Source organism: Streptomyces sp. NPDC048521 (assembly GCF_043199855.1).
GTDB lineage: Bacteria > Actinomycetota > Actinomycetes > Streptomycetales > Streptomycetaceae > Streptomyces.
In genome coordinates this window covers 261,205-286,904 of the sequence record NZ_JBICWR010000001.1, presented here as the reverse complement: position 1 = coordinate 286,904, position 25,700 = coordinate 261,205, and the positions used below count along the sequence as shown (strand labels likewise).

Annotated in this window: 20 protein-coding genes and 2 pseudogenes; 12 read left to right on the top strand and 10 right to left on the bottom strand. The window is 73.2% G+C overall.

Annotated elements, in window-relative coordinates:
• Positions 1-108: 108 nt before the first annotated feature.
• Positions 109-1,686 (bottom strand): alpha/beta hydrolase, encoded by a 1,578-nt coding sequence (locus ACGFRF_RS01315; protein WP_393735983.1) that lies wholly within the window; start codon positions 1,684-1,686, stop codon positions 109-111.
• A 308-nt stretch (positions 1,687-1,994) separates the two neighbouring features.
• On the opposite strand from ACGFRF_RS01315, the gene ACGFRF_RS01310 reads away from it, so the two are divergent.
• Positions 1,995-2,633, top strand: coding sequence for a chaplin (locus ACGFRF_RS01310; protein WP_393735981.1), 639 nt, complete (start codon positions 1,995-1,997; stop codon positions 2,631-2,633).
• A gap of 334 nt (positions 2,634-2,967) precedes the next feature.
• A complete protein-coding gene (locus tag ACGFRF_RS01305; protein WP_393735979.1) occupies positions 2,968-3,822 on the top strand; it encodes a GNAT family N-acetyltransferase in 855 nt (284 codons plus the stop codon).
• Here the strand turns inward: ACGFRF_RS01305 and ACGFRF_RS01300 are convergent.
• Together ACGFRF_RS01300 and ACGFRF_RS01295 are read right to left on the bottom strand one after the other, a co-directional pair.
• Positions 3,800-4,317, bottom strand: a pseudogene (locus ACGFRF_RS01300) (nucleoside deaminase). The gene ACGFRF_RS01305 and the pseudogene ACGFRF_RS01300 sit on opposite strands and share 23 nt — an antisense overlap.
• Entirely contained in the window at positions 4,301-5,590 is a 1,290-nt protein-coding gene (locus ACGFRF_RS01295) for an MFS transporter (RefSeq protein ID WP_393735977.1), read from the bottom strand. The pseudogene ACGFRF_RS01300 and the gene ACGFRF_RS01295 overlap by 17 nt, the downstream one beginning before the upstream one ends.
• Positions 5,591-5,652: 62 nt before the next feature.
• Here ACGFRF_RS01295 and ACGFRF_RS01290 point away from each other — a divergent pair, with 62 nt between their 5' ends.
• The 3 genes from ACGFRF_RS01290 (at position 5,653) to ACGFRF_RS01280 (ending at position 8,533) form a co-directional block, all read left to right on the top strand.
• Positions 5,653-6,039, top strand: coding sequence for a MerR family transcriptional regulator (locus ACGFRF_RS01290; RefSeq protein ID WP_393735975.1), 387 nt, complete (start codon positions 5,653-5,655; stop codon positions 6,037-6,039).
• Between the two features lie 40 nt (positions 6,040-6,079).
• A complete protein-coding gene (locus ACGFRF_RS01285; protein ID WP_393735973.1) occupies positions 6,080-6,856 on the top strand; it encodes a GNAT family N-acetyltransferase in 777 nt (258 codons plus the stop codon).
• Between the two features lie 234 nt (positions 6,857-7,090).
• Positions 7,091-8,533, top strand: a complete 1,443-nt coding sequence (locus ACGFRF_RS01280) for a hydrolase (RefSeq protein WP_393735971.1) — start codon at positions 7,091-7,093, stop codon at positions 8,531-8,533.
• Positions 8,534-8,569: 36 nt separating this feature from the next.
• On the opposite strand, the gene ACGFRF_RS01275 is transcribed toward ACGFRF_RS01280, so the two are convergent.
• Together ACGFRF_RS01275 and ACGFRF_RS01270 are read right to left on the bottom strand one after the other, a co-directional pair.
• Positions 8,570-11,290 (bottom strand): sugar-binding domain-containing protein, encoded by a 2,721-nt coding sequence (locus ACGFRF_RS01275; protein ID WP_393735969.1) that lies wholly within the window; start codon positions 11,288-11,290, stop codon positions 8,570-8,572.
• 106 nt (positions 11,291-11,396) lie between these two features.
• The gene (locus ACGFRF_RS01270) at positions 11,397-12,581 is read right to left on the bottom strand and encodes an ROK family transcriptional regulator (RefSeq protein WP_393737085.1); all 1,185 of its coding nucleotides are present in this window, start codon (positions 12,579-12,581) and stop codon (positions 11,397-11,399) included.
• Between the two features lie 118 nt (positions 12,582-12,699).
• On the opposite strand from ACGFRF_RS01270, the gene ACGFRF_RS01265 reads away from it, so the two are divergent.
• Positions 12,700-14,133, top strand: coding sequence for an APC family permease (locus ACGFRF_RS01265; protein ID WP_393735967.1), 1,434 nt, complete (start codon positions 12,700-12,702; stop codon positions 14,131-14,133).
• Positions 14,134-14,207: 74 nt separating this feature from the next.
• Here ACGFRF_RS01265 and ACGFRF_RS01260 read toward each other — a convergent pair whose 3' ends face one another.
• Together ACGFRF_RS01260 and ACGFRF_RS01255 are read right to left on the bottom strand one after the other, a co-directional pair.
• Complete coding sequence (locus ACGFRF_RS01260) at positions 14,208-14,645, bottom strand: SPW repeat protein (RefSeq protein WP_393735965.1); 438 nt, start codon at positions 14,643-14,645, stop codon at positions 14,208-14,210.
• Positions 14,646-14,796: 151 nt separating this feature from the next.
• Positions 14,797-15,438 (bottom strand): sigma-70 family RNA polymerase sigma factor, encoded by a 642-nt coding sequence (locus ACGFRF_RS01255; RefSeq protein ID WP_393735963.1) that lies wholly within the window; start codon positions 15,436-15,438, stop codon positions 14,797-14,799.
• A 177-nt stretch (positions 15,439-15,615) separates the two neighbouring features.
• On the opposite strand from ACGFRF_RS01255, the gene ACGFRF_RS01250 reads away from it, so the two are divergent.
• Positions 15,616-16,671 (top strand): MerR family transcriptional regulator, encoded by a 1,056-nt coding sequence (locus tag ACGFRF_RS01250; protein ID WP_393735961.1) that lies wholly within the window; start codon positions 15,616-15,618, stop codon positions 16,669-16,671.
• Positions 16,672-16,696: 25 nt separating this feature from the next.
• Here the strand turns inward: ACGFRF_RS01250 and ACGFRF_RS01245 are convergent, their stop codons facing one another.
• Together ACGFRF_RS01245 and ACGFRF_RS01240 are read right to left on the bottom strand one after the other, a co-directional pair.
• On the bottom strand, positions 16,697-18,073 hold the full coding sequence (locus tag ACGFRF_RS01245; protein WP_393735959.1) for a cryptochrome/photolyase family protein: 1,377 nt from the start codon (positions 18,071-18,073) through the stop codon (positions 16,697-16,699).
• Positions 18,074-18,454: 381 nt separating this feature from the next.
• Positions 18,455-19,972, bottom strand: a complete 1,518-nt coding sequence (locus tag ACGFRF_RS01240; RefSeq protein ID WP_393735957.1) for an SDR family oxidoreductase — start codon at positions 19,970-19,972, stop codon at positions 18,455-18,457.
• 201 nt (positions 19,973-20,173) lie between these two features.
• On the opposite strand from ACGFRF_RS01240, the gene ACGFRF_RS01235 reads away from it, so the two are divergent.
• From ACGFRF_RS01235 to ACGFRF_RS01220, 4 genes and pseudogenes are all read left to right on the top strand, one after another.
• On the top strand, positions 20,174-20,350 hold the full coding sequence (locus tag ACGFRF_RS01235; RefSeq protein WP_393735955.1) for a hypothetical protein: 177 nt from the start codon (positions 20,174-20,176) through the stop codon (positions 20,348-20,350).
• A gap of 296 nt (positions 20,351-20,646) precedes the next feature.
• Positions 20,647-20,730 carry a putative leader peptide gene (locus ACGFRF_RS01230; RefSeq protein WP_393737084.1) on the top strand — a complete coding sequence of 28 codons (84 nt, stop codon included), beginning with the start codon at positions 20,647-20,649 and terminating at the stop codon, positions 20,728-20,730.
• 199 nt (positions 20,731-20,929) lie between these two features.
• A complete protein-coding gene (gene ssuE, locus ACGFRF_RS01225) occupies positions 20,930-21,484 on the top strand; it encodes an NADPH-dependent FMN reductase (RefSeq protein ID WP_393735953.1) in 555 nt (184 codons plus the stop codon).
• A 191-nt stretch (positions 21,485-21,675) separates the two neighbouring features.
• Positions 21,676-22,816: pseudogene (locus ACGFRF_RS01220) on the top strand (LLM class flavin-dependent oxidoreductase).
• A 153-nt stretch (positions 22,817-22,969) separates the two neighbouring features.
• On the opposite strand, the gene ACGFRF_RS01215 reads toward ACGFRF_RS01220, so the two are convergent.
• Positions 22,970-24,034: an acyl-CoA dehydrogenase family protein gene (locus ACGFRF_RS01215; RefSeq protein WP_393735951.1), complete on the bottom strand. Its 1,065-nt coding sequence runs from the start codon at positions 24,032-24,034 to the stop codon at positions 22,970-22,972.
• A 173-nt stretch (positions 24,035-24,207) separates the two neighbouring features.
• Here ACGFRF_RS01215 and ACGFRF_RS01210 point away from each other — a divergent pair, with 173 nt between their 5' ends.
• Positions 24,208-25,530, top strand: coding sequence for an aldehyde dehydrogenase family protein (locus tag ACGFRF_RS01210; protein WP_393735949.1), 1,323 nt, complete (start codon positions 24,208-24,210; stop codon positions 25,528-25,530).
• Positions 25,531-25,700: the final 170 nt, after the last annotated feature.

Here is a 25,700-nt window from a genome sequence, read left to right as displayed (position 1 = left end):
CCGGTCCTGTCATCGATCGGTGGCGTTCGTGTCGTCGACCGGTGGTGTCGGTGCGCCCTTCCCTCGCGGGCCGCGGGGCTCTCGGCCGGAGCCGTCCGGGCTGCCGCTTCAGTCGTTCCCGTCCGCCGGGCAGGAGCTGCCGTTCGCGGGCAGGGAGCCGTAGAGCAGGAAGTCGTTGACCTTGCGGTGCACGCACCTGGAGGAGGAGTAGCCGGTGTGGCCGTCGCCCTTGTTGTCGAGGACCACGGCCGACGAACCGAGCCGTGCGGCCGTCTCCACGGTCCACCGGTACGGCGTCGCCGGGTCGCCGCGCGTGCCCACGAGCAGCAGCTTGGCCGAGTCGACGTCCTTGACCCGGTCACGGATGAAGTCCGTGCCCCTGGGGCGGCCGTAACACATCAGCACCTGGGTGAGCCGGTAGCGGCCGAAGACCGGCGAGGCCTCCTCGTACGCGGCCCGCAGCTCCTTCAGGTCCTTGGTGATCCGGGCCTGGGCGGGCCGGTCCGGGTCGTCCGCGCAGTTGATCGCCATCAGCGCGGCCGGCAGGTTGTCCATCGGGACCTCGTCGGGGGCGACGAGGCCGCCGTCCTTCCGGTGCCCTTCCCGGGGCAGGCCGACGCCGCCGGCGGAGAAGTTCAGCACGCCCCGGGCGTCGCCGTCCTCGACCAGGGAGGCCAGCGCCCGCTCCAGCGAGGGCCACAGCTCCCTGCTGTACAGGGCCTGCCCGATGGCGCCCACCAGGTCCTGGCCGGAGAACGAGCCGCCGAAGTCCGTCGGCACCGGGTTCTCGTCGAGGGAGTGCACGACCCCCACGATCTGGGCCCCGGCGGCACGCCGGTCCTTGCCGAACGGGCAGGCGACATCCGTCGTACACCAGTCCAGGAAGTCGTCCAGCGCGGTCTGCTGCCCCTCGGCGCCCGCGATCCCCTGCTCCGACAGCGACTCGGTCAGCGTGTCCACCCCGTCGAGGGCCAGCCGGCCGACCTTGTCCGGGAACTGTGCCGCGTACACCGCGCCGAGCCGCGTTCCGTAGGAGAAGCCGAGGTAGTTGAGCTTGTCGTCGCCGAGCGCCTGGCGGATGACGTCCAGGTCGCGGGAGGCGTTCACGGTCCCGATGTGGGGCAGCACCGGGCCCGAGTGCCGCGCGCACTCCTCGGCGGCCTGCCGCAGCTTCTCGAGCAGTACCTGCGGATGACCCAGGTCGGCGTTCTCGTTCGTCACGGCCGAGGCCTCGTCGCCGCCTTCACCGCAGCTGACGGGGGAGGAGCGGCCGACACCGCGCGGGTCGAAGGTGACCACGTCGTAGCCGTTGGTCAGATCCATGAACTGGCGGCCCTCGGTGGCCAGTTCGTTGACGCCCGCGCCGCCGGGGCCGCCGAAGTTCAGCAGCACCGAGCCGCGCTTGTCGCCCGTGGCCCGGTAGCGGGCCAGCGCCACGTCCAGCGTGCCCGCGTGGGGGCGGGCGTAGTCGAGCGGCACGGTGACCTTCGCGCACTGGAGGTCCTTCGGCATGTCCGGGCCCTCGCAGGCGGCCCACACCGCCTTCTGCCGGTAGAAGCGCGACAGGTCGGGCTGCGGCCCGTCGGCGGCAGCCGCGGGCAGCCCGGCTCCGAGCAGCGCCAGGGTGAGGAGTCCGGCACTCGCGCAGCGCCGCACGGCGGACCGTGGGGACAGCATGACCATCATGGTTCGCCTCCCGGGGCGCCCGCCACGGGCCGGGGTACGGCGCCCTCGGATCACCATAAGCGGGCCCCGGACGGCCCGCCTCCGGACGAGCGGGACGGCCCCCGGTGCCGTACCCTTCGCACCTTCCGTCCCCGTTGATGATCATTGAGAAGCTTTACATGCAGTTCGATAAGCCTGCCACTCGATGGGGTGAAAGGCCGATCAGCCATAACCCGCATTGGTGCGTGTGCGTTTGAAGAGATGCGGGTGAGCGCCCGCGACGATGTCTGGAAGGCAGGGAACCTATGAGACGGGCTACCCGAAACGGTGTGATCGCCGTCGCCGCCGCGTCCGGCGCGATGGCCGTGGCGCTGCCGGTGTCCGCCGCTTTCGCGGCCGACGGTGCCGCGGCCGACGGCTCCGCGGCCGGCTCGCCCGGGCTGGTCTCCGGCAACGGCATCCAGCTCCCGGTGCACGTGCCGGTGAACCTGTGCGGCAACACCGTGAACGTCGTGGGGTTGCTCAACCCGGCCGTGGGCAACACCTGCGCGAACACCGGCGGCGCCGGGAAGGGCGGATCGGGCTCGTCCGGCGGGGCGTCGGCCCACGGCGGCACGGCCGACTCGCCGGGCGTGGTCTCCGGCAACGACATCCAGCTCCCCGTCCACCTGCCGGTGAACGTCAGCGGCAACAGCGTCGACGTGGTCGGCCTGGGCAACCCGGCCGTGGGCAACCAGTCGGTCAACGGCCCCGGCGACCGGCCCAGCACCAGCACCCCCCGCCACCGGCACACCCCGGCCCCCAAGCCCCCGGCCCCCGCCGAGTCCCACCCGGCCCCGCAGCCGGTGGCGTCCTCCCTGGCCCGCACCGGAGCGGACCTGACGGCCCCCGCCGTCGCCGGCAGCGCCGCACTCCTGCTCACGGGCACGATCCTGTACCGCCGCTTCCGCCCGGACCGCACCCACTGACCCGGCACCGGTGAGTCCCCACCGAACGCCGGTCCGGTGGGGACTCGCTCGGCAAGGCCGATCCGGGGGCCGACGGCATACGCGGGCGACGGCGGGCGCTGCCGCGCCGGGCGCTGCCGCGCCGGGCGCGATGTGCCGTGCGAACCGGCCCTCACCGAAGGAGGATCCGGCTGCCCCTCCCCCCCTTCGGCGCGTCCGTCGGCGCTGCGGTACCACCGCTCTCGAGCGGCCGTGTCGCGCGCCGCGCAACGGCTGATCTCCCCGTGGCGCGGCCCCCGTTGATCCGGAAGGATGCTGCGCGGCAGCCGACCCCGACGGAAAACGGAGCGCACCGATGACCTCTGCGGCCCCCCACGACCTCGTCGTCACGCAGGCCACCCTCGCCGACTGGCCGGTGATCAGCGGGTGGGCGGCGGCGGAGGGCTGGAACCCCGGGCTGTCCGACGGGCCCGCGTTCTTCGCCCAGGACCCCGACGGCTTCTTCCTCGGCCGGATCGACGGGGAGCCGGTGTCCGCCATCTCCGTCGTCGACTACGACCCCGACTACGCCTTCCTGGGCTGCTACCTCGTCCGCCCCGACCTGCGCGGCCACGGTCACGGCCTCACCACCTGGAAGACCGCCCTCGCCCATGCCGGCAACCGCACCGTCGGCCTCGACGGGGTCGTCGCCCAGCAGGACAACTACCGCCAGTCCGGCTTCGTCCTCGCCCACCGCACCATCCGGTTCACCGGCACCGCTCCCGAGGGGGAGGTCGCCCGGGGTGTCCGGCCCGCCGGGACCGCCGACCGGGCCGCGATCGCCGCCTACGACAGCGCGTGCTGTCCGGCGGATCGCCCCCGCTTCCTCGCCGAGTGGCTCGCCGGCGCCGGCCACCGCGTCTTCGTCCGCCACGACGGCGAACGGCTCGTCGGCTACGGCGTGATCCGCCCCGGCCACGACAGCCTGCGCATCGGCCCCCTCTTCGCGGACACCGCCGAGGACGCCCGGGCCCTGTTCACCGCCCTCGTCGCCGATGCCGCCGGCCGCGAGGTCGCCATCGACGTGCCCGAGCCGAACGCGGCCGGCGTCGCGCTCGCCGAAGAGGCGGGCTTCCACGCCTCGTTCGAGACCGCCCGCATGTACACCGGCCCGGTGCGCGACTTCGCCCAGGAGCGCGTGTTCGGCGTCACCACGCTCGAACTCGGCTGACCCCCCGAGCGGATCGGGTGCGCGCCGCCCGGAAGCGGCGGTGCAGGTCCCGCACCCGCTCCGCCGGCTCCGGCACCGGCCCCTCGACGGTCACGGCGGGCGCGACCTCCCGGACGGGCAGGGTCCGCACCGGCGGCGCGGGTACGCCCAAGTCGGCCGGCCGGCCCATCAACTGCTCGGACGAGACGACGTACACGATCCGGCCGAGCCCCACCCAGGCGTGCGCCGCCGCGCACATCGGGCAGTGCTCGCCGGAGGTGTACACGGTCGCCGCCGCCCGCTCCGCGGGAGTGAGGTGCGCGGCCGACCAGCGGGCCGGCTCGAACTCGGGGTGCCGGGTCCGGTCCCCGCCGGCCACCCGGTTGCGGTCCTGGGCCGGCACCCTGCCGTCGCCGGCCACGAGCACCGACCCGAAGGGCTCGTCCCCGGCGTCCGGCGCCTCGGCCGCCGGCTCCACGCACGGCGCAGACATCCCAGCTCACTGTCCTTCACCATCGGCCACCGACCTCCTCACGGCATGATCCCCGGCGGTGCGGGCCACGGCCTCCGCGGCGGCCCGGCGAGCGGGATGTGCCGCTGGGGCGACGTCGCGCCGTACGGCCGGGAAGGCGTAGCGGCGCCCGGCCGCGACCGTCGCGAGCGCCACCAGGGCAGGCGGCAGCGCGGTCCAGGGCAGGGCTCCGGGACCCAGCGCGTCCAGCGCCACACCGCCGGTGAGCGAACCCGCGGCGATGCCCGCGTTGTACACCGTGGTCTGCAACGACGTCGCCACATCGGCGTCGGCAGGACCCGAGACGTCGACCAGCGCCGTCTGGATCAGGGTGGGCGCCCCGCCGAAGGCCACACCCCACAGCGCGACGGCGCCCACCAGCAGCGCGTGCACCCCGGCGCGCAGGCCCAGCACCAGCAGGACGGCGGTGAACAGGGCGAGCGCCGTGAGCAGGGTGGGGCGCGGCCACCGGTCGATCAGCACACCGGTGACCCAGACCCCGGCCACCGTGGCGGTGCCGAACACCGCGAGCAGCAGGCCCGTACGGCCGTACCCGGCATGCGCGGCGAACGGGGCCACGTACGTGTACATCACCTGGTGCCCCAGCAGCAGGAACAGCGTCACCGACAGCACCGGGCGGATCCCCGGGCGTACGGCGACCCGGGTGAGCGGCACGCGCGCGTGCGACGGCTCCCCGGGGAAACCCGGCACCCGCAGCCGTACCCACACCACGAGCACGACGGCGAGCACGGCCGGTGTCGCGAACGCCGCCCGCCAGCCCACCGCCCCGGCCAGCGCGGTACCGGCGGGCACCCCCAGCGACAGGGCCAGGGTGATCCCGGCGAGCACGATCGCGATGGCCCGGCCGCGCCGCTCGGCCGGCACCATCCGGGCTGCGTAGCCGACCAGCATCGCCCACAGCGTGCCACCCGTCGCCCCGGCGAGCAGCCGGGCCGCGAAGGTGAGCGGATACGACGAGGACAGCGCGACCAGGGTGTTGCTGACGGCGAACCCCAGCAGCGCACCGCACAGCACCCGCCGCCGCGGCAGTCCGCGCAGCGCGACGGTCACCGGGACCGCGGCCAGGAAGGAGGCGGCCGCGTAGGCGGTGACGAGGAAACCGATCCGGGACTCGGCGACCCCGAGCGGGGCTGCCATCGCCGGCAGCAGGCCGGCCGGGAGGAGTTCGGTCAGTACGGCGGTGAACGCGGCGCAGGACAGGGCCAGCAGCCCGGACCACGGCAGCCGGCCGCCCTTGACCTGGGAAGGCAGGGACATGTGACCATGGTCGAAGCCTCACATCAGTGTGAAGGTCAAGCCGGAGGTCCCGGGAGGTCGGCATGCGGATCGGCGAACTGTCGCGTCGCACGGGCGTGCCGACACGGTTGCTGCGCTACTACGAGGAGCAGGACCTGCTCCATCCGGAGCGCGCCGGCAACGGCTACCGCAGCTACCCCGCATCCTCCGTCGCGGACGTCCAGCAGATCCGGGGCCTGCTCGACTCCGGCCTGACCACCGAGATGATCCGCGTGATCCTGCCCTACCTCTCCGACCCCGGGGACCTCCACCCGCCCGCCGACTGCGTGACCCCGCAGACGGCCGCGCTGCTGCAGGGGCACATCGACCGCATCCAGGCCCGCATCGACTGCCTGGCCCGCAACCGCGACCGGCTCGCCGCCTACCTGGCCGCCGTGCGGCCGGAGGCGGCCACGCCGGGCGACCGGTAACTCCGTTGCCGCACGCGGGCGCACATGATGCAGTGAGCGCATGGATCACACAGCGGTGCTCGCCCTGTACGACCGGGACATGCGCGAGGGTGCCCGTCCCGACGGCCCCGGCGCCCGGATCGAGCGGATCGGCGGGGTGGTGCGGCAGGTCGCGGACCCCGGGGGCTGGAACGGCGTGCTGTGGTCGGCGCTGGACGCGGCGCGCGCGGACCGGGCGATCCGGGAGCAGATCGCGTACTTCACCGGCCTCGGCCGCGACTTCGAGTGGAAGCTCTACGGCCATGACCGGCCGGAGGATCTCGGCGCCCGGCTCGCCGCCGCCGGGTTCCGGGCCGAGCCCGAGGAGACGCTGATGATCGGCGAGCCGGCCCGGATGGGCCTGGACGCCGCACCGCCCGAGGGTGTCCGGCTGGTGCCGGCCACCGACCCGGCCGGCGTCGACCTCGTCGTGGACGTGCACGAGAAGGCCTTCGGTACCGACGGCTCCTGGCTGCGGCACCGGCTGCTCGCGCGCCTCGCCGCCGATCCCGGCTCGGTCGTCGCGGTGGTCGCGCTCGCCGGCGAGGAACCCGTCAGCGCCGCCCGGATGGAGCTGGTGCCCGGCACCCGGTTCGCCGGGCTGTGGGGCGGTGGCACGGTCGAGGCCTGGCGGGGCCGGGGCGTCTACCGCGCCCTGGTCGCCCACCGTGCCCGCGTCGCCGCCGCCCGCGGATACCGCTACCTCCAGGTCGACGCCTCAGCCATGAGCCGCCCGATCCTGGAACGCCTCGGCTTCCACGCGCTGAGCACCACGACCCCCTACCACTACGGGAGTTGACCGACGGATCGACGGCGGGGTCCGTCCGCGGCACGCCGGCGCCCTGACGTCCTGAGCCCCCTGCGAGCGGCGGCACCGCGCTCCGGTCATGTCATTACCGGGAGTTTCTGTTCACCGCGCCTTCATGCCATGTACCTTTCAACCAAGCGACGCGTGGGGAACCCTCAGGCAGGCTCTACGCGCGCAGACTGGCGCCCGCACCGCCTTCTCCCCACCCTCATGGAGGTTCGCCGGATGCTCGGACCCAGGAGATCCCGCCGCAGACTCACCACCGCCCTGACCGGATGCGGGCTGCTCCTCACCGGAGCCGTCCTCCAGGTCGGCGCCGTCACGCCCGCCCGCGCGGCGACCACGCACCGCATCCTGTTCGACAACGCCCACGCCGAGACGGCCGGCAACGCCGACTGGATCGTCTCCACCAGCCAGCCCGACCCGCTCGGCCAGGATTCCTCCCCGTCCGCCGAGACCGACTGGACCGGCGCGCTCTCCTCCTGGGGCGTCGCGCTGCAGAAGACCGGCGGCTACAGCCTGAAGACACTGCCGTCGGGCTCCGGCCTGAGCTACGGCGGCTCGTCCGCGACCGACCTGTCGAACTTCGACACGCTGGTCCTGCCGGAGCCGAACACGCCGTTCACCTCGGCCGAGAAGACCGCCGTCATGACGTTCGTCAAGAACGGCGGCGGACTGTTCATGATCTCCGACCACACCGGAGCCGACCGCAACAACGACGGCTATGACGCGGTCGAGGTCCTCAACGACCTCATGACGAACAACAGCGTCGACTCCACCGACCCGTTCGGCTTCTCGATCGACTCGCTGAGTATCGGCTCCGACCACCCCTCCGCGATCGGTGACAGCACCGACCCGGTACTGCACGGCCCGTTCGGCACGGTCACCAAGAGTCTGATCGCCAGCGGAACGACCGCCACGCTCAAGCCCGCCGACAACCCCGGCGTCAAGGGCCTGCTCTACCGCACCGGTCAATCCGGCAACACCGGCGTCTTCTTCGCCACCAGCACCTTCGGCAGCGGGCGGGTCGCGTTCTGGGGTGACAGCTCCCCGGTCGACGACGGCACCGGCCAGTCCGGCAACACCCTGTACGACGGCTGGAACGACTCCAGCGCCACCAACGCGCCGCTCGCCCTCAACGCCACGGCCTGGCTGGCCGGTTCCGGCAGCAGCGGGTCAGGCGGCACCGGAACCTGCACCGCCGCCCAGCTCCTCGGCAACAACGGCTTCGAGTCCGGCGCCACCACCTGGACCGCTTCCAGCGGCGTCATCACCGACGACACCGGCGAGGCCGCCCGCACCGGCTCCTACAAGGCCTGGCTGAACGGCTACGGCTCGGCCCACACGGACACCCTCGCCCAGTCGGTGACCATCCCCGCCGGATGCACCAGCGCCACCCTCGGCTTCCACCTCCACATCGACACCGCGGAGACGTCCGCCTCGACGGCCTACGACACCCTGAAGGCGCAGGTGGTGAGCAGCAGCGGCACAGTGCTGTCGACGCTCGCGACGTACTCCAACCTGAACGCGGCGAGCGGCTACACCCAGCGCAGCTTCAACCTCGCGAGCTGGGCGGGCCAGACGGTCACGATCAAGTTCACCGGCACCGAGGGCTCCACCCTGCAGACGTCGTTCGTCATCGACGACACGGCGCTCGACGTCGGCTGACAGCGCGGGGTGGGCCCACCGGCCCACCCCCTCCGGTCAGCTCGCCGGCACCGTCCGCTCCGGCGTGTTCCACCCGGAGACCCGCACACTCGGTGCCGAGCCGTGCAGGTCGGCCGTCCGGTAGGTGGCGGTCAGCGTGATCGACTCGCCCGGCCACAGGCTCACCTGGTTGTCCGACCAGCGCACCGGCAGCACCGGCCTGCCCTGCGCGTCGACCAGGTGGACGTCCGTCAGCAGCGACGGCGTCCTGTCGCTGCCCGTGTGGCGCACGGTCACCGTGGTGGTCGACGTACCGCCGGACGACGTGGTCGACGCCGTCGCCGACACCGGCACCCGCGCCATCGAGGCGAGACCCTTTAGATCGGCGTAACGCGTCGTCGGCGTGTAGTACCAGGTGGAGTCGCTCCAGTCGAGCGTGTCGGGCTCGGTGGAGAGCCAGTACACGTTGCGGCTCACCTCCTTGCCGTCCGCGTCCGTCAGCACCAGGCGGAGCAGGTACGTCCGCGCCGGCCCGCGCACGGAGGACGGCAGGGTGAGCGGTGTGCCGTGCGCCCCGTCACCGTTCACCGCCACCCCGCTGACGGTCCTGTCGTACGTCTGCGTGCCGTCGGGGTTGAACAGCGTGGCCCGTGCGGTGAGGCCCTCGACCGGAGCGGTCCGGTTGTTCACCACCACGACCGAGCGGTCGTCGTAGGAGTACTGGACGTGCAGCGGCTCGTTCGCCTTCTTCGCGCCGAAGTAGCTGCCGTTCTGGTCGAGGTAGCGGTCCGTCAGCTGCCAGTGCAGGGACGTCCAGCCGCTGTTGAACATCCAGTGGATCACCCCGGTGGAGGGCTGGTCCTCGTCCGTCGCGTTGCGCTCGTACGCCTCGAACTGGGCGCGCACGTTCTCGTACTGGGCCAGCTGGGCCTTGCGCACGTAGTCGGCGAGGCTCGTCGGGGCGCCGTAGCGGCCGGTGAGGGCCTCGTCGTAGATCTTCAGCGTGCCGAACACGGAGGACGGCGAGCGGTGGTACTGCCGGGCGTCCGGGTCCTTCCAGAGGGTGTCGAGTTCGGCGGGCGTCATCATCCGGCGCAGGGTGTCGAGGGTGGGGATGCTCGGGCCCGCGCTGGTCTCGGAGTTGAAGCCGGTGGCCCCGCCCTCGCGCTTGGCGTACCAGTAGCCGGGCGGTACCCAGTCGTAGGGGCCGGTCATCTTCATGCCGGAACTGCCCAGCCGCGGGGAGGACCTGTCGGAGGCGGAGGAGACGACCGGGGTGGGCCAGTCGGCGGCCTTCAGGGCGTCCAGGTAGTTCTTCTCGATCGTCGCGTCGGGTGCGAAGTCGCTGCCGATCAGGAAGGAGATCACGCTCGGGTGACCACGCAACCGGGCGGCCTCGGCGGCCATGGACGCCTTGGCGACCGGATAGTCGGCCTCGGTCCACTCCTCGCCCTTCTCGCTGCCGTTGACGTCGCCCTCCCACTTGGTGCAGCACTCCCAGCCCGGCAGGGTGAGCACGCCGTAGCGGTCGGCCAGGTCGAAGAACTCGTCCGGTTCCAGGTGCCCTTCCAGCCGGAGGGTGTTCAGGCCCAGGTCGAGGGCGTACTTCAGGCGGTCCTCGACATAGCGGCGGTCCCAGCGCAGGAACTCGTCCGGGGACCAGCCGCCGCCCTTGATCAGCAGTCTGCGGCCGTTGATCCGGTACTGGCGGGCGCCGTCGGGGTTCAGCGGCGCCCGCACGTCACGGATGCCGAACGTCTCGTGCGCGGTGTCCGACGTCCCGCCGGCGACGGTGGCGGTGAGGTCGAGGTCGTACAGCGGCTGCCCGCCCATTCCGGCCGGCCACCACACCTTCGGCCCGGTCAGGTGCAGGCCGGGCACCTCGGCGGGGGAGAAGGCGACGGTCTTCGTCTCGTGGGCGGCGAGCGACACGGTCCTGGTGAAGTGCGTCCCGCCGACACTGCCGGAGATCTCCGCCGTGAGCGGAGTCCCCGTGTCGTTGCGGGCCTGTGCCTTCACCGTCAGGTCCGCGGTGGCGAGCGAGGGCACGGCCAGCTCGGTGACCACATGCGCGTCGCGGAGCGCGACCGGGCCGCCCCTGCGGACCAGGACGTCCCGGACGAGGCCCATGTTCTGGTCCGGCGGCGGCTGGAGCCAGTCGAGCCAGCCGATGGTGAGGTCGTTGACCGGGTCGTTGGGCCGGACGCGGAAGGCGACCGTGTTCGTGCCCGGCCGGACCAGCGAGGTGATGTCCAGCTCGTGGTGGGTGTAGGCGCCGGTGACCTCAGAGGCCGGCGCCACCTGCCGGCCGTTGACGTAGACGTCGGCCGCCGAGACGACACCGCTGAAGTCGAGGGAGGTGCGCCGCGCGGTGTCCTCGACGGTGAAGTCACTCCGGTACCACCAGGGGACCTGGAAGTCGGCCCGCGGGATCTTCTGCAGGTTCGTGGAGTGGAAGGGGTCGGCGTAGACGCCGTCGGTCAGGAGCGCGCCCAGGACCGTCGAGCGCGGGCCCGCCGGGTACCAGCCGGCCGCCGGATAGCCCGGTGAGGAGACGGCCGCGGGGGAGTCGCTCACCTTCGCCGTGGACTGGATGGCGTAGCCGGAGAGCGGGGTGCTCGATCCGGCGGCCGAGGGGACACGGGTGACCTCGGCGTGCCCGTGCGACGGCGCCGGTGGCCGGGCGCCGGCCCAGGCGCCGGAGGTCAGCGTGCCGAGCAGACCGAGGACCAGGGCGGTGGTGGTGTACCGGCGTCCGAGTGCGGGGCGAGGGAACACAGGGGTCTCCAGCCTCGTAAAGTTAGGAAACTTTACTAATTTCGCTCAAGCTAGGCCGCCCCGCCGGTGGTGTCAACGACCCCGGCCGTGGTGGACGGTGAAGGGGTCAGGATCCGGTCGCCCGGCGCTCGAACACCAGATCCCGGGCGGTGTCCAGTGCCGTGGCCACCGCGCCCAGCAGCACCGCGTCCTCGCCGAGCCGGCTCGGCGCGATCCGCGGGCGCAGCGGAGTGAGGGCGCGCAGTCGCTCCTGGACCGGCCGCAGCAGCAGGTCGACGCTGTGACCGACGCCCCCGCCGAGCACCACGAGGTCCGGGTCGAGCACGGCGGCGGCCGACGCGACGGTGTGCGCGATCCGCTCGCCCTCCAGTTCCACCGCGCGCACGGCGGCCGGGCTGCCCTGCCGTGCCGCGTCGAAGACGGCCTTCGCCGTCAGCTGCCCGCTCATCCCGAACCGCCGGGCGGCCTCCACCACCGCCACCCCGGACACCGCGTCCTCCAGCCGCTCCGGCTTCTGCCGGCCGGCCCAGGGCAGGAACCCGATCTCCCCGGCCAGCCCGTGCGCCCCCGAGAACAGCCGCCCCTCGCTGACCACCCCCATGCCCAGGCCGGTGCCTATGAGGATGTACGCGAAGAGCCGGCTGCCCGCGCCGACGCCGTACGTGTACTCGCCCAGCGCCGCCAGATTGGCGTCGTTGTGCACCTCCAGGGGCACGCCCAGTTCCTCGCGCATCCGGTCGACGATCCCGGCCCGCCCCCAGCCCGGCAGATGCATCGCGTACCGCACCCGCCGCTGCCGCTCGTCGTACACGCCGGGTGTGCCGACCACCCCGTGCACCACCTGATCCGGGTCCACGGCCGAGTTGGCGATCACCTGGCGGGCGGTGCCCACGACCAGGTCGGTCAGGGCGGCGGAGGCGCGGGCCCGGTTGCGCACATCGGCCCGGGCGACGACCGTGCCGTCCAGATCGACCACCGCGACGCGCAGCCAGCCGCGGCCGATGTCCACGCCGAGCGCGTACCCGGCCGCCGGGTCGGGGGCGTAGAGCACGGCGGTGCGCCCGCGCTCCGGGGCCTGGGTGCCGACCTCATGGACCAGGCCCGCCGCCTCCAGCGAGGCCAGCGCGCTGGACACCGTCGGTTTCGACAGGCCGGTCTCCCGGGCCAGTTGCGCGCGCGACGCGGCGCCGAGGCCGCGCAGCCGGTCCAGGAGCAGCCGCTCGTTGGAACTGCGCAGGCGTCGGCGGCTCCAGGGCTGTTCCTGCTGCTCTATGACGTCACCGGCGGGCATCGCACCATTCTCGTGCATGGCTGACGCGTACTTGACGCCTCTAGTAAGGCTCCTTAACTTTATCGGCCAGTCGGCCCCGCCGGGTGCCGCGCAGCGCCCGTCGCGTCAGGAGTCCCCCATGTCCGGTAGCCCGCCACCCCCGGGTGGCTTCGTCCGCCGCGTCGGCCTGTTCCAGGCGACGGCCATCAACATGAGCCAGATGTGCGGCATCGGCCCGTTCGTGACGATCCCGCTGATGGTCGCCGCGTTCGGCGGCCCGCAGGCGGTCATCGGGTTCGTCGCGGGCGCGGTCCTGGCGTTGTGCGACGGGCTGGTCTGGGCCGAGCTGGGCGCCTCGATGCCCGGCTCGGGCGGCAGTTACGTCTATCTGCGCCAGGCCTTCCAGTACCGCACCGGCCGTCTCGCGCCGTTCCTCTTCGTGTGGACGGCGATGCTGTTCATCCCGCTGATCATGTCCACCGGCGTGGTCGGCTTCGTCCAGTACCTGGGCTACCTCGCCCCCGATCTGGGCCGGACGTCCGGCGACCTGACCGGCCTCGGCATCATCGCCCTGGTCGTGATCCTGCTCTGGCGCGGCATCGAGCACATCGCCCGCATCACCGCCGTGATGTGGACGGTGATGATCGCCGCGGTGCTCCTGGTGATCGTGGCCGCCGCCACGGACTTCAGCCCGCACCTGGCCTTCACCTACCCGGCGCACGCCTTCGACCTGACGAGCGACCACTTCTGGCTGGGCTTCGCCGCCGGCCTGACCATCGGCATCTACGACTACCTCGGCTACAACACCACCGCATACATGGGCGCCGAGATCAAGGACCCCGGCCGCACCCTGCCGCGCTCCATCCTCTTCTCGATCCTCGGCATCATGGCGATCTACCTGCTGCTCCAGATCGGCACGCTCGGTGTCGTCGACTGGCACCGGATGACCGACCCGCACGACATCGCCTCGACCTCGGTGGCCTCTGCGGTGCTGGAGGAGACGTGGGGCAAGGGTGCGGCCGACACGGTGACCGTGCTGATCCTGATCACCGCGTTCGCCTCGGTGTTCACCGGCCTGCTGGGAGGCTCCCGGGTCCCGTACGACGCCGCCCGCGACCGGGTCTTCTTCCGCCCGTACGAGAAGCTGCACCCCAGGCACCGCTTCCCGACGCTCGGCCTGGCGACCATGGGCGTGATCACCGCCTGCGGCTTCCTGATCGGCCGGCACACCGACCTCGCGACGCTGATCCAGCTGCTCACCACGGTGATGGTCATCGTGCAGGCCCTCGCCCAGATCGTCGCCCTGAGCGTCCTGCGCACCCGCCGGCCGGAGCTGCACCGCCCGTACCGGATGTGGGTCTACCCCCTGCCGAGCATCGTCGCCTTCGTCGGCTGGTGCGTCATCTACGGGTACGCCGACAAGAACTCCCCGGGCCGCCATCCCATCGAGTGGTCCCTGGCCTGGCTCACCCTCGGCTGCGTGGCCTTCCTGATCTGGGCCCGCCTGGAGAAGGTGTGGCCGTTCGGGGCGAAGGAGGTCAGCGAGGAGTACGGCGTCGCCGCGGCGCGGTGACAGGAGAAAGGCCGGTCGGCGTGGGCGGACCGGCCTTCCCTCTTCTCCCTGTCCTTCCCTTCCTCGCGTTTCTCCTACGGCCTGGGCGTGCTCTTCGCCGCCGTACCGGCGCAGATCAGTCCGAGGACGAGCGTCAGGGCGCCTATGACGATGTTGTTGACGATCACCCCCGCGTCCGGGCCGCTGCCCACGATCCACGGAGCGATGATCATCCAGATGCCCATGGCGCACATGGCCCAGCTCAGGCCGTACATCCGCTCGGGGGCCCTGGTGAATCCCAGTGCCAGCAGGCCTATCGCTATCCCCATGATGAGGTTGTGCGTCATGAGCGCCGGCTGGCTCGCGGAGTAGTGCACGATCCACGGAGATGCCGCGCAGTACAGTCCGAGCAGGAACACCGGCCCGTCCACGAGCGCCACATCACGGCCACCGAGCATGCGGGCGTAGCGATCCCGCATTTCGGGGACATCGGGGTGGGTCGACAAATCACCCCTGTGCGAGACGTTGGCCATAACTCGTCTCCTTTGACTTGGCAGGCCAGACCGCGTCTGGTGCGGTGCGGGAGTATCCTGCGACCCACGTACCCGTTTTCCCCTTATTAATCCTTTATGTGTACAGGCGAGCGCCATGTCTGCCCCAGGAGGCGCATCGTTTCCGCACCACTCACTCCGTCCCGGTCTCCGGCCGGAGGTTGCGGCGCAACTGGTGCAGGCCCCGGCGCACGTGGCTCTTGACGGTGCCCAGCGGCCAGCCGGTCCGCTCCGCGATCTGTGTCTGGGTGAGGTCCTCGAAGTAGGCCAGGCGCAGCACGCGCTGCTGGGCCGCGGGGAGCCGGGCCAGTTCGCGGCGCACGAAGACCCGCTCCAGGACGGCCTCGGGACGCCCGGCGGCGGACTCGTCCGGCGGCAGGGCCGCACCGGCGGCCGCCACCAGCTCACCGCGGCGCGTCCGGGCGGCGAGGGCGTCGGCGATCCTGCGGCGGGTGATGCCGACGATCCAGCCGGCCACCGTCCCCCGCTCGGGCCGGTAGCCGGCGCGCCCGCGCCAGACGCCGAGGAACACCTGCTGGGTGACGTCCTCGGCCTCCTTGGCGTCGCCCAGCGTGCGCCACGCCAGGGTGTGCACCAGGCCGGACCAGCGGCGGTGGACCGCGGCGAGACACGCGTCGTCGCCGGCCACCAGGCCCCGGCCCAACTCCTCGTCGGTGAGCGGTTCCTCGGCGGACGGCCACGCCGGTGCACCGGCGGACGTGCGGGCCGGCGGCACCGTGGTGCCGCGCGCGACGGTGGTCGAGTACGGGATCATGGCGACGGCTCCTTCGCGTCGAACGGGCCGACCGGGCCGCCCGGCTCGTGCCGAGCCGGCACGTCCCGTCTCCGCGGCTGATCAGGACGGTCTCCGGGCCCGCCCGGTCGGGTCCATCGTGTGAGCCCGTACGCAACCCGGACAACTCGCATCGCTTCTGCGTCGTATGCTCGACCCATGGACGCGTCCGAAGCCGCCGGGACTCCGCAGAGCGGGCCGGCCGGCCCCTCGGGCAGCGGCGAGCCGGGACTCAGCACGGGCGCGCTGGCCCGCCGGCTCGGTGTCTCGCCCACCACCCTGCGGTCCTGGGACCGCCGTTACGGCATCGGCCCCGCCGCCCGCACCGACGGCCGGCACCGGCGCTGGACACCGCAGGACGTGGCCTTGCTGGAGACGATGTGCCGGCTGACCGCGTCCGGCGTGCCGCCCGCCGAGGCCGCCCGGGCCGCGCAGCAGCGGGCTCGTCCGTCGGGCAGCCGGCGCCCGGACGCCGTCGCCCCGGCACCGGCCGCCGGGGCGGGCCGCGCCGTCCCCCGTGTGCCGGCGTCCGGCACACCGTCCCGCGGCGATGCCCGGCAGGAGGGCCGGGGCCTGGCCCGTGCGGCCGTCCGGCTGGACGCCCCGGCCGTCGGCGAGCAGGTGGAGGCGGCCGTCACCCGGTACGGACTCGTGGCCGCGTGGCACGAGGTGATGGTGCCGACCCTGCACGCCGTGGGCCGCAAGTGGGCCTCGTCCGGTGACCGGTACGTCGAGGTGGAACACCTGCTGTCCTGGCAGGTCTCCACCAGCCTGCGCCGTCACACCCGGCAGCCCGCGGCGACGGCCGAGCCCACGGGCGCCGGTCCCGTGGTCCTGGCCTGCGTCCCCGGTGAGCAGCACACGCTTCCGCTGGAAGCGCTGGACGCAGCACTGAGCCACCTCGGCGTCCCGACGCGGATGTTCGGCGCCGCGGTCCCGGCGGAGGCGCTCGTGGCGGCGGTTCGGCGCCTGGGCCCGGCCGCGGTCGTGCTGTGGGCGCAGGCACGCTCCACCGCGAGCCTGCCGCTGGCCGAGCACATCGCCGCCATGGAATGGGGAGTCAAGGGTGCCCGCGCGCAACCGCTGATGATGCTCGGCGGCCCCGGCTGGGCCGGCCGCCCGGCCCGCGGCATGCTCCGCCCTTCCGGCCTGCCCGAGGCCCTCGACACCCTGAAGGCCGCCTACGACGCCGCACCACCCGGCGGACCGCGCTGACGCCGGGGCCGCCGGAGCCGTCTCCTCAGCCGCGGTCCCGGGCCTGCTTGAAGCGGGCCAGTCCGGCGGCCAGGTCGATGATCGGATCCGGGTAGTCCTCAAGACCTGCGCGGCTCCGGTCCGGCACCTTCCACGGCTCGTGCACCGCCGCGCCCGCGACGCCCCTCAGCTCGGGCACCCAGCGCCGGACGTACGCGCCGTCGGGGTCGTGCCGCTTGCCCTGGGTGACGGGGTTGAGGACCCGGTTCGGGCGGGTGTCCGTACCGGTTCCCGCGACCCACTGCCAGTTCAGCTGGTTGTTGGCCACGTCCCCGTCGACCAGCAGCTCCAGGAAGTGCCGGGCCCCGATGCGCCAGTCCACGTACAGCGTCTTGGCGAGGAAGCTCGCCGTGAGCAGGCGGGCGCGGTTGTGCATCCAGCCCTCGTGGAGCAACTGGCGCATCGCCGCGTCGACCACCGGATAGCCGGTACGGCCCTCCCGCCACGCCGCGATGTCGTCGCCGGCCGCCCGCCCGGACCGCCAGCGGTCGCGCTTGGTGCGGTAGTCGGCGGTGGCCGCGGCCGGCCGCGCCGCCAGCACCTGGCGGTGGAAGTCCCGCCAGGCGACCTGCCGTACGAACGCCTCCGCGCCGGGCCCGCCCGCCCGGCGCGCCCGGTGGACGAGTTCGACGGGGGACACCGTGCCGAAGTGCAGGTGCGGCGAGAGCCGGGAGGTCGCGTCACCGGCCAGATCGTCCTGCCGGTCCACGTACGCGGCCACGCCCGAGCCGAGCCAGGCGGTGAGCCGTCTCCTGCCCGCCGTCTCGCCGCCCGCGGCCACCGCGGGCGACACGCCCGCCGGCGAGGCCCGGGACGGCAGGTCCTCGGACCCGATGCCGGGCGGCACGCGGACCGAGCGGGGTGCGCCGAGGACGTCCCGCAGACGCTGCCCCGACCACTGGCGAAAGTATGGCGTGAACACGGCGAAGTGGTCGGAGGAGGCCGGGGTCACCGCTCCGGGGGCCACGGCGGTGGTCACGGACTCGTGGACGTGCAACCGCCGTCCGCCGGCCTCCAGGGCACGCCGCAGCCGCCGCTCGCGCAGCTGGGCGTAGGCGCTCACGTCGGCCGCCATGTGCACCTCGTCGGCGTCCGCCTCTGCGGCCACCTTGCACACCTCCGCGACGACGTCGCCGGAGCGCACCACCAGCCGTCCGCCGCGCTCGCGCAGCCCGGCGTCCAGGTCCCGCAGGCAGTCGGCGAGGAACGCCAGCCGGTTCGGCGCCGCGAAACCCGCGTCGGCCACCCCCCGGTCGTGGACGAAGAGCGGGACGACCTGACGGGGACCGTCCAGCGCGGCCCGCAGGGGCGGGTGGTCGTGCAGGCGCAGGTCGGCGGTGAACAGGACGACCGAGACGTACATGGCGCGGCTCCGGGACGAGGGATGCGGACGCTGAGCACTTCCGGCCCGGCGGGCCCGGCGGATGCGGTGCGGGGGCGGGGCGGCACTGTTCAGGGGAACGGGTACGGGCGCGGTTCAGCGGGCCTCCGGCAGGTGTGGGTGCGGTTCGGCGTGCCGGTGGGGGTGTGGGTGTCGGTGTGGGTGGCGTTCGGCGGGCGGGTGGGGGTGTGGTGCGGTGGCCGGGCGGCGGCAGGACTCAGCGGGCGGGCGTGGCCGGCGCGACTGTGTGGGTCAGCGTGCGGGTGCGGGTGGGCGCGGTTCGGCGGGCGGGTGGGGGTGTGGTGCGGTGGCCGGGCGGCGGCAGGGTTCGGCGGGCGGGCGTGGCCGGCGCGACTGTGTGGGTCAGCGTGCGGGTGCCGGCGCAAGTGTCTGCCGGGTCGCCGCCTGTGCGATGTTGCGGGCCATACCGCCGAACACGAGGGCGTGGAAGGGGGAGATGCTCCACCAGTAGGCGTGGCCGAGCAGCCCGTGCGGATGGAACAGGGCCCGCTGGCGGTACCGGCTGCGGCCGTCGCCCTCCGGCTCGGCGGACATCTCCAGCCAGGCCAGGCCGGGCAGCCGCATCTCCGCCCGCAGCCGCAGCAGATGTCCGCGCTCGATCTCCTCGACCCGCCAGAAGTCCAGCGAGTCGCCCGCCCGCAGCCGCTCCGCGTCCCGTCGGCCCCGGCGCAGGCCGACGCCACCGACCAGTCGGTCCAGCCAGCCCCGCAGGCTCCAGGCGAGCGGGAAGGAGTACCAGCCGTTCTCCCCGCCCACGCCCTCGATGACCCGCCACAGCACGTGCACCGGGGCGTCCACCACCGCCTCGCGCCGGTCGGTGTACAGGCTGCCGCCGGCCCAGTCGGGGTCGGTGGGCAGCGGATCGCTGGGCGCGCCGGGCACCGCGGCGGACGACCAGCGCGTGCTCACCCGTGCCTCGCGCACCCGGTGCAGGGCCAGCCGTACCGCCTGGTCGAAGCCGAGCGGATGCCCCGGCGGATCCGGTACGTACCGGGTGATGTCGTGCTCGCGGCAGATCACCTCGTGGCGCAGCGACTCGGTCAGCGGCCGCGCGATGGACGCGGGGACCGGCGTCACCAGTCCCACCCAGTGGCTGGAGAGGCCGGGGGTCAGGACCGGCACGGGCAGGATGAGCCGCCGGGGCAGGCCCGCGACGCGTGCGTAGCGGATCATCATGTCCCGGTACGTCAGGACGTCCGGCCCGCCGATGTCGAAGGAACGGCTGACGTCGCCGGGAAGGCGCGCGCTGCCGACGAGGAGGCGCAGCACGTCCCGTACGGCGATGGGCTGGAGGCGGGTGCGCACCCAGCTGGGGGTGATCATCACCGGAAGGCGTTCGGTGAGGTACCGCAGCATCTCGAAGGAGGCCGAACCCGAGCCGATGACGACGGCGGCGCGCAACACGGCGGTCGGCACGCCCGAGGCCAGCAGGATGCGGCCCACTTCCGCCCGGGACCTGAGGTGCGGGGACAGTTCGTCCTCGGGCACCCCGGACGGTGCCAGACCGCCCAGGTACACGATCCGCCGCACGCCGGCCGCCTTCGCCCGTTCCCCGAAGATGCGGGCGGCGCGCCGGTCGGTCGCCTCGAAGCCCTCACCGCTGCCGAGGGCGTGCACCAGGTAGTACGCCACGTCGACGCCCCGCATCGCCTCGGCGACCGAGTCGGCGTCGGTCACATCGCCCGCCACGACCTCCGCGTCACCGGCCCACGGGTGGTCGCGCAGCTTGCCGGGTGACCGCGCCAGGCAGCGCACCCGGTGCCCGGCGGCCAGCAGTTCCGGTACCAGCCGACCGCCGATGTAGCCCGTGGCGCCCGTCACCAGGCAGCGCAGTCCGTCCGCCGAGTCGTCTTCGTTCATCGCTCCCGGTTCCTCCGCGTCGGTGGCCCCCTGGGATCCCTTCCCACCGGGCCGGGTCCGCGGATGCGTGTCCTTCCACCTGTCCCCCGACTGGTCCTCCGCCTTCTGTGCGCACATGCCCGCGGCGATCCGGGGCAGCAGGATCGGTACAACCCGTACGTTCCGTTCGTTCCGTCAGCGTCGCTGGAGGTGGCCGCCGTCATGAGTGCGAAGGTGTTGGAGCGTTTTCCCGCGGGGGCTCCGCGTGGTTCGTGGCCGGCGGAGGAGTACGCGGCCGCCCGACGCGCCGAGGGGGAACCGGCGACCGTGGTGATGGACCTGAAGGCGGACGCCTTCCTCGTCGTGGTCGAGGGACAGGAGGAGGACGGCAGCGCCTGATCCCCGGCCGTCATCCCACTGCCGGCGCGGCGGCTGCGGGGAGCCGCACTTCCGCGCGGTCCGGCTCAAATCGGTTCGGCACGCACGCAGTTGGCCGCGCGGTCCGGCGCAGTGCGCCGGATCGGCATCGCCCTGCATTCCCCCCGGTTCCGTCCGCACCGCCGCGGAATGCACGGCGCCGATCGGACGGTTCGAGGATTTCCCTGTCGCGCCCTCGTGAAATCCCATGGTCCGCGATACGAGACCGGTCGGTTTTTCCTTGACGGTCATCACCGGCTGCTGCCACGATCGGCGGCATGACGATGCGACTGGACCTCACGCGGCGACGCCATGTCGACCTCGCGCGTGTCTCCAGCGCCTGTTGTCGCCTCGCGGTCTGATCCGCCCCTTCCTGCCGTCCCTTCGGGTCTCCCGGCACGCCTGAATTCCCCGCCCTTTCCCTGCCGGAATTCGGCGTGCCCGAAATCCTCGTCGAGAATCCGGCCGTTCCCAGGGCGAGTTCACCTACTCCTGACCGACGTTCTCCCTGGGCGCCCGTCCCGTCACGGACGCCCGGCGCACCACAGAAACGAGGCACCCATGGCCACCGTCCTGTCCGTCTCCGGCAGCCCTTCAGCGTCCTCGCGCACCGGCCGCCTGCTGCGCCACCTGGACCAGCGGCTGATCGCGCAGGGCCACCAGGTGATCCCGCTCGACGTCCGCACCGTCCCGGCCGAGGCCCTGCTCGGCGCGGACTTCCGGCACCCGGCCGTCGTCGAGGCCACCGAGTTGTTCGCGCGTGCCGACGGCGTCGTGGTCGGGACCCCCGTCTACAAGGCGTCGTACTCCGGTGTCCTGAAGGCGCTCCTCGACCTGCTCCCGCAGTACGCGCTGACCGGCAAGACCGTGCTGCCGCTCGCCACCGGTGGCTCCACCGCACATGTCCTCGCCATCGACTACGCCCTGCGCCCGGTGCTGAACTCCATGGGCGCCGCCCACATAGTCCAGGGCTGGTTCACCCTCGACAAGGACATCACCGTAGGGGAGGACGGCTCGCTGGCCGTCGCCCCCGGCACCGCCGAGGCCCTGGAGCAGGTGGTCGACCAGTTCTCGGCCGCTCTCGACCGCACCCCGGCCCTGGCGGCGGCGAGCTGAACGCCATGACCGCACGCGTCGTCGCCGATGACGCGGAACGCTCACCGGCGCCGCGGCCCCGGCCCGCCAGTCGCACGCCGGGGAACGCCGAACGGCGCCTCCACCGAGCCCAGTCGGGCCGGCACACCGGCTTGGACGTGCTGAACGGTCCTCGCCGCCCCGGCACCGCCCGCTCTGATCGGAGACCCCACGTGTCGCTCTCGTTCCACTGGTTCCTGCCCACCAACGGCGACAGCCGCCACGTCGTCGGCGGCGGCCACGGCACCCCGGCGACCGCCTCGGGCCGGGACCGACCGCCGACGATCGCCTACCTGAGCCAGATCGCGCGGGCCGCCGAGGACCTCGGCTTCGTCGGTGCGCTCACCCCGACCGGTGCCTGGTGCGAGGACGCGTGGCTGACCACCGCGATGGTCAGCCAGAACTCCGAGCGGCTGAAGTTCCTCGTCGCCTTCCGGCCCGGCTTCGTCTCGCCCACGCTCGCCGCGCAGATGGCGTCCACCTTCCAGCGGCAGACCGGAGGACGGCTGCTGCTGAACGTCGTCACCGGCGGCGAGAGCCACGAGCAGCGGGCCTACGGCGACTTCCTCGACAAGGACGCCCGCTACCGCCGTACCGGTGAGTTCCTGCATGTCGTACGGGGGTTGTGGGAGGGCAAGAGCGTCGACCTGCACGGCGAGCACCTCCACGTGGAGAACGCGACGCTGAGCCGGGTGCCCGACCCGGTGCCCGAGGTCTACTTCGGCGGCTCCTCGCCCCTCGCGGGACAGGTCGCCGCCCGGTACGCCGACGTCTACCTGACCTGGGGCGAGCCGCCCGCGCAGGTCGCGGAGAAGATCACCTGGATCAGGGGCCTCGCCGCCGGGCACGGCCGTACCGTGCGCTTCGGCATCCGGCTGCACGTCATCACGCGGGACACCTCCGAGCAGGCCTGGGCCGAGGCGAACCGGCTGCTCGACGGCTTCGACCCGGAGACCGTACGGTCCGTGCAGGCGGGCCTGGCCCGCAGCGAGTCGGAGGGCCAGCGGCGCATGCTCGCCCTGCACGGCGGCAGCCGCGACGCGCTCGAGATCCACCCCAATCTGTGGGCCGGCATCGGACTCGTGCGGGGCGGTGCGGGCACGGCCCTGGTCGGCAGCCATGACGAGGTCGCCGAGCGGATCAGGGAGTACCACGCCCTCGGCATCGACGAGTTCGTGCTCTCCGGCTACCCGCATCTGGAGGAGGCGTACTGGTTCGGTGAGGGCGTACTGCCCCGGCTGGCCGACCAGGGACTGTGGGCGCACCCCGACGGGACCGCCGCCCCCCGCGACGCAGGTGCCGTTCACGAGCTGAGCAACCACGCCCGGCCGACCGCCAGTTCGTGACGAGGCAGTCGAACGGGGCCGCCAGGAACGTCACTTGGGTTCTGCCGACTGCACGGGCCGTACACGACACCGAGGAGATCGTGACGCTCCAGCGCTGGGTGCGGACGCACCCGGCGTCCGGTCACCCGTGCCCCGCACCGCCTGCCCCGCCCGGCCCCCCGGTCAGCGCGCGCAGGTGGGCCGTGCGCGATTCCGGCGTCTGTCCCTGCACCAGCAGGAACAGACCCTCCCGGGCGAGGCGCTGCGCACGGCTCGTCAGGGCCATCGCGCGGCCGCCCCCGGCCACCACCGCGGCGGTGGTGGCCGTACGCAGCACCTCGTACGCCTCCGCCCGCACGGCCAGCCGTTCGCCGACCCGTTCGAGCGGCGCCGGATGGTCGGCCAGGGCGTAGGCCCGGCGGCGGACGTCGGCGAGCCGGGCCCGCAGTGGTCCGGCCGTCTTGGCGTCCAGCAGGGACGTGGCCGCCTCCGCGACGCCGAAGACGGCCGGATTGGCGTTCAGCGTCCTGGCCCGGTCCCCGGGCGCCCACCGCTCGTACGGGGTCCGCAGGGCCACCGCGTCCTCGGGCAGCCACAGGCCGTCCAGTTCCAGCGACACCGTGCGCGCGGCCGTGAGGGCCGCGAGGCGCATCGGCGGCGAGGCCCGCAGCCCCGGCTGCTCGCGTGCCTCGGTGAAGGCGAACAGCACCTCGCCGGTGTCGGTCACCGCCGCCAGCAGCATCACGTCGTTCAGGCCCCAGCCGGTGTACCAGGGGACGGTCCCGTCGAACCGCCAGCCGCCGCCGTCCCGGCGGACCCTGACCGGGACCCGCGGATACGACCGCAGATGCGCATAGGCCACCCCGGACAACAGCTCCCCGCGCGACAGCGGTCCGAGCAGCCGTCCCCGCACCGGTAGTTCGCTCTTCGCCAGGGTCTGCACCGGTGTGTGGTGCTGGGTCTGCACGAACCACGTCGAACAGCAGGCCCCGGCCAGGATCTCGGTTGTCTCCCGCAGCACGGCAGGCGGCGCCCCCGAGCCGCCGTGCGCGACCGGCGCGACCACCCCGAGCAGCCCGGACCGCTTCACCGCCGCGACATGGCTCGCCGGCACTCCCTCCTGGTCGACCCGCTCGGCCTGGGGGAGGAGCAGGTCCGCGGCGAGCCGGCGGGCGCGGACGACGAGGGGATGCGCGCTGTTGGTCATGCGGACGATTTTCCCGAAGTCTCCCGCCCGATCGGGGAGCGGAGCCGACGTGACCCACGTCACCGAGAGGGGGCCGGAATGAACTTGAGGACCTGAAAGGTTGGCGTTTACATCTGACTGCCGAAACCCTAGGCTCGGCTCCACCCGGCACCTGCACCATCAGCGAGGCACCCGTGACCCACTCCACCCCCGAGCAGCCCGCCGACGTCGTGGCCCGGCTGCGCGCCACCTTCGGCACCGGCCGCACCAAGTCCGTCGACTGGCGCACCGCCCAGCTGCGCCGCCTGCGCGCGATGCTCACGGAACGTGGCGCCGACCTCGCCGCCGCGCTCCACGCCGACCTGGGCAAGAGCAGCACCGAGGCCTACCGCACCGAGATCGACTTCACCGTCCGGGAGATCGACCACACCCTCGAGCACCTGGACGAGTGGCTGCGCCCCGAGCCGGCCCCCGTCCCGCCGCACCTCGGCACCGACGCGACGGCCTGGACGCAGTACGACCCGCTCGGCGTCGTCCTCGTCATAGCCCCCTGGAACTACCCGGCACAGCTCCTGCTCGCCCCCGTCGTCGGGGCGCTGGCCTCCGGCAACGCGGTCGTGGCCAAGCCGAGCGAGCTGGCCCCGGCCACCTCGGCCGCGCTGGCCGAGCTGGTCCCGGCCTACCTCGACACCGACGCGGTCGCCGTCGTCGAGGGCGGCGTCCCGGAGACCACGGCTCTGCTGGCCGAGCGCTTCGACCACATCTTCTACACCGGCAACGGCACCGTCGGCCGCATCGTGATGCGCGCCGCCGCTGAGCACCTCACCCCGGTCACCCTCGAACTGGGCGGCAAGTCCCCGGTGTTCGTGGACCGCGGCACCGACCTCGACGTGGTCGCCGACCGGCTCGCACGCGGCAAGTTCCTCAACGCCGGCCAGACCTGCGTCGCCCCCGACTACGTCCTGACCGACCCGGAGACCGCCACCGCCCTGGAGTCCGCGTTGGTCCGAGCGATCGAGGCCCTCTTCGGGGCCGACCCGGCGGCCTCGCCCGAGTACGGCCGGATCGTCAACGAGCGGCACTTCGACCGGCTCACCGGCCTGCTCGGCTCGGGCCGTGTCGTGGTCGGTGGCGTGAGCGACCGTGCGACCAAGTACATCGCGCCCACCGTCCTCGCGGACGTCGACCCCAAGTCGCCCGTCATGCGGGAGGAGATCTTCGGTCCGATCCTGCCGGTCGTCACCGTGTCCGGTCCGGACGAGGCGATCGGCTTCGTCAACGACCGTGACAAGCCGCTCGCGCTGTACGTCTTCAGCGAGTCCGAGGAGACCCGTGCGCGCATCGCCGCCGAGACCTCCTCCGGCGGCCTCGGCCACGGCCTGCCCCTGGCGCACCTCACCGTCTCCGATCTGCCGTTCGGCGGCGTGGGGGAGAGCGGAATGGGCAGCTACCACGGCCGCTACTCCATCGAGACGTTCAGCCACCGCAAGGCGATCCTGGCGAAACCGCTGAGCTGATGTTCCCCAGCCCCCGGGCCCGGCCGTGTGGGCGGGCCGGGCCCCGTTTCCGTGCGCCGTCACCGCTGTCGCGGACCGGCCCCGGCGGCGCACCACGCGACGGTGGCCGGCGCCGGGCCGGACCGTCCGCGGTGTCGACGGCACAACCCCCGCGCGGGTGCGGAGCCGGG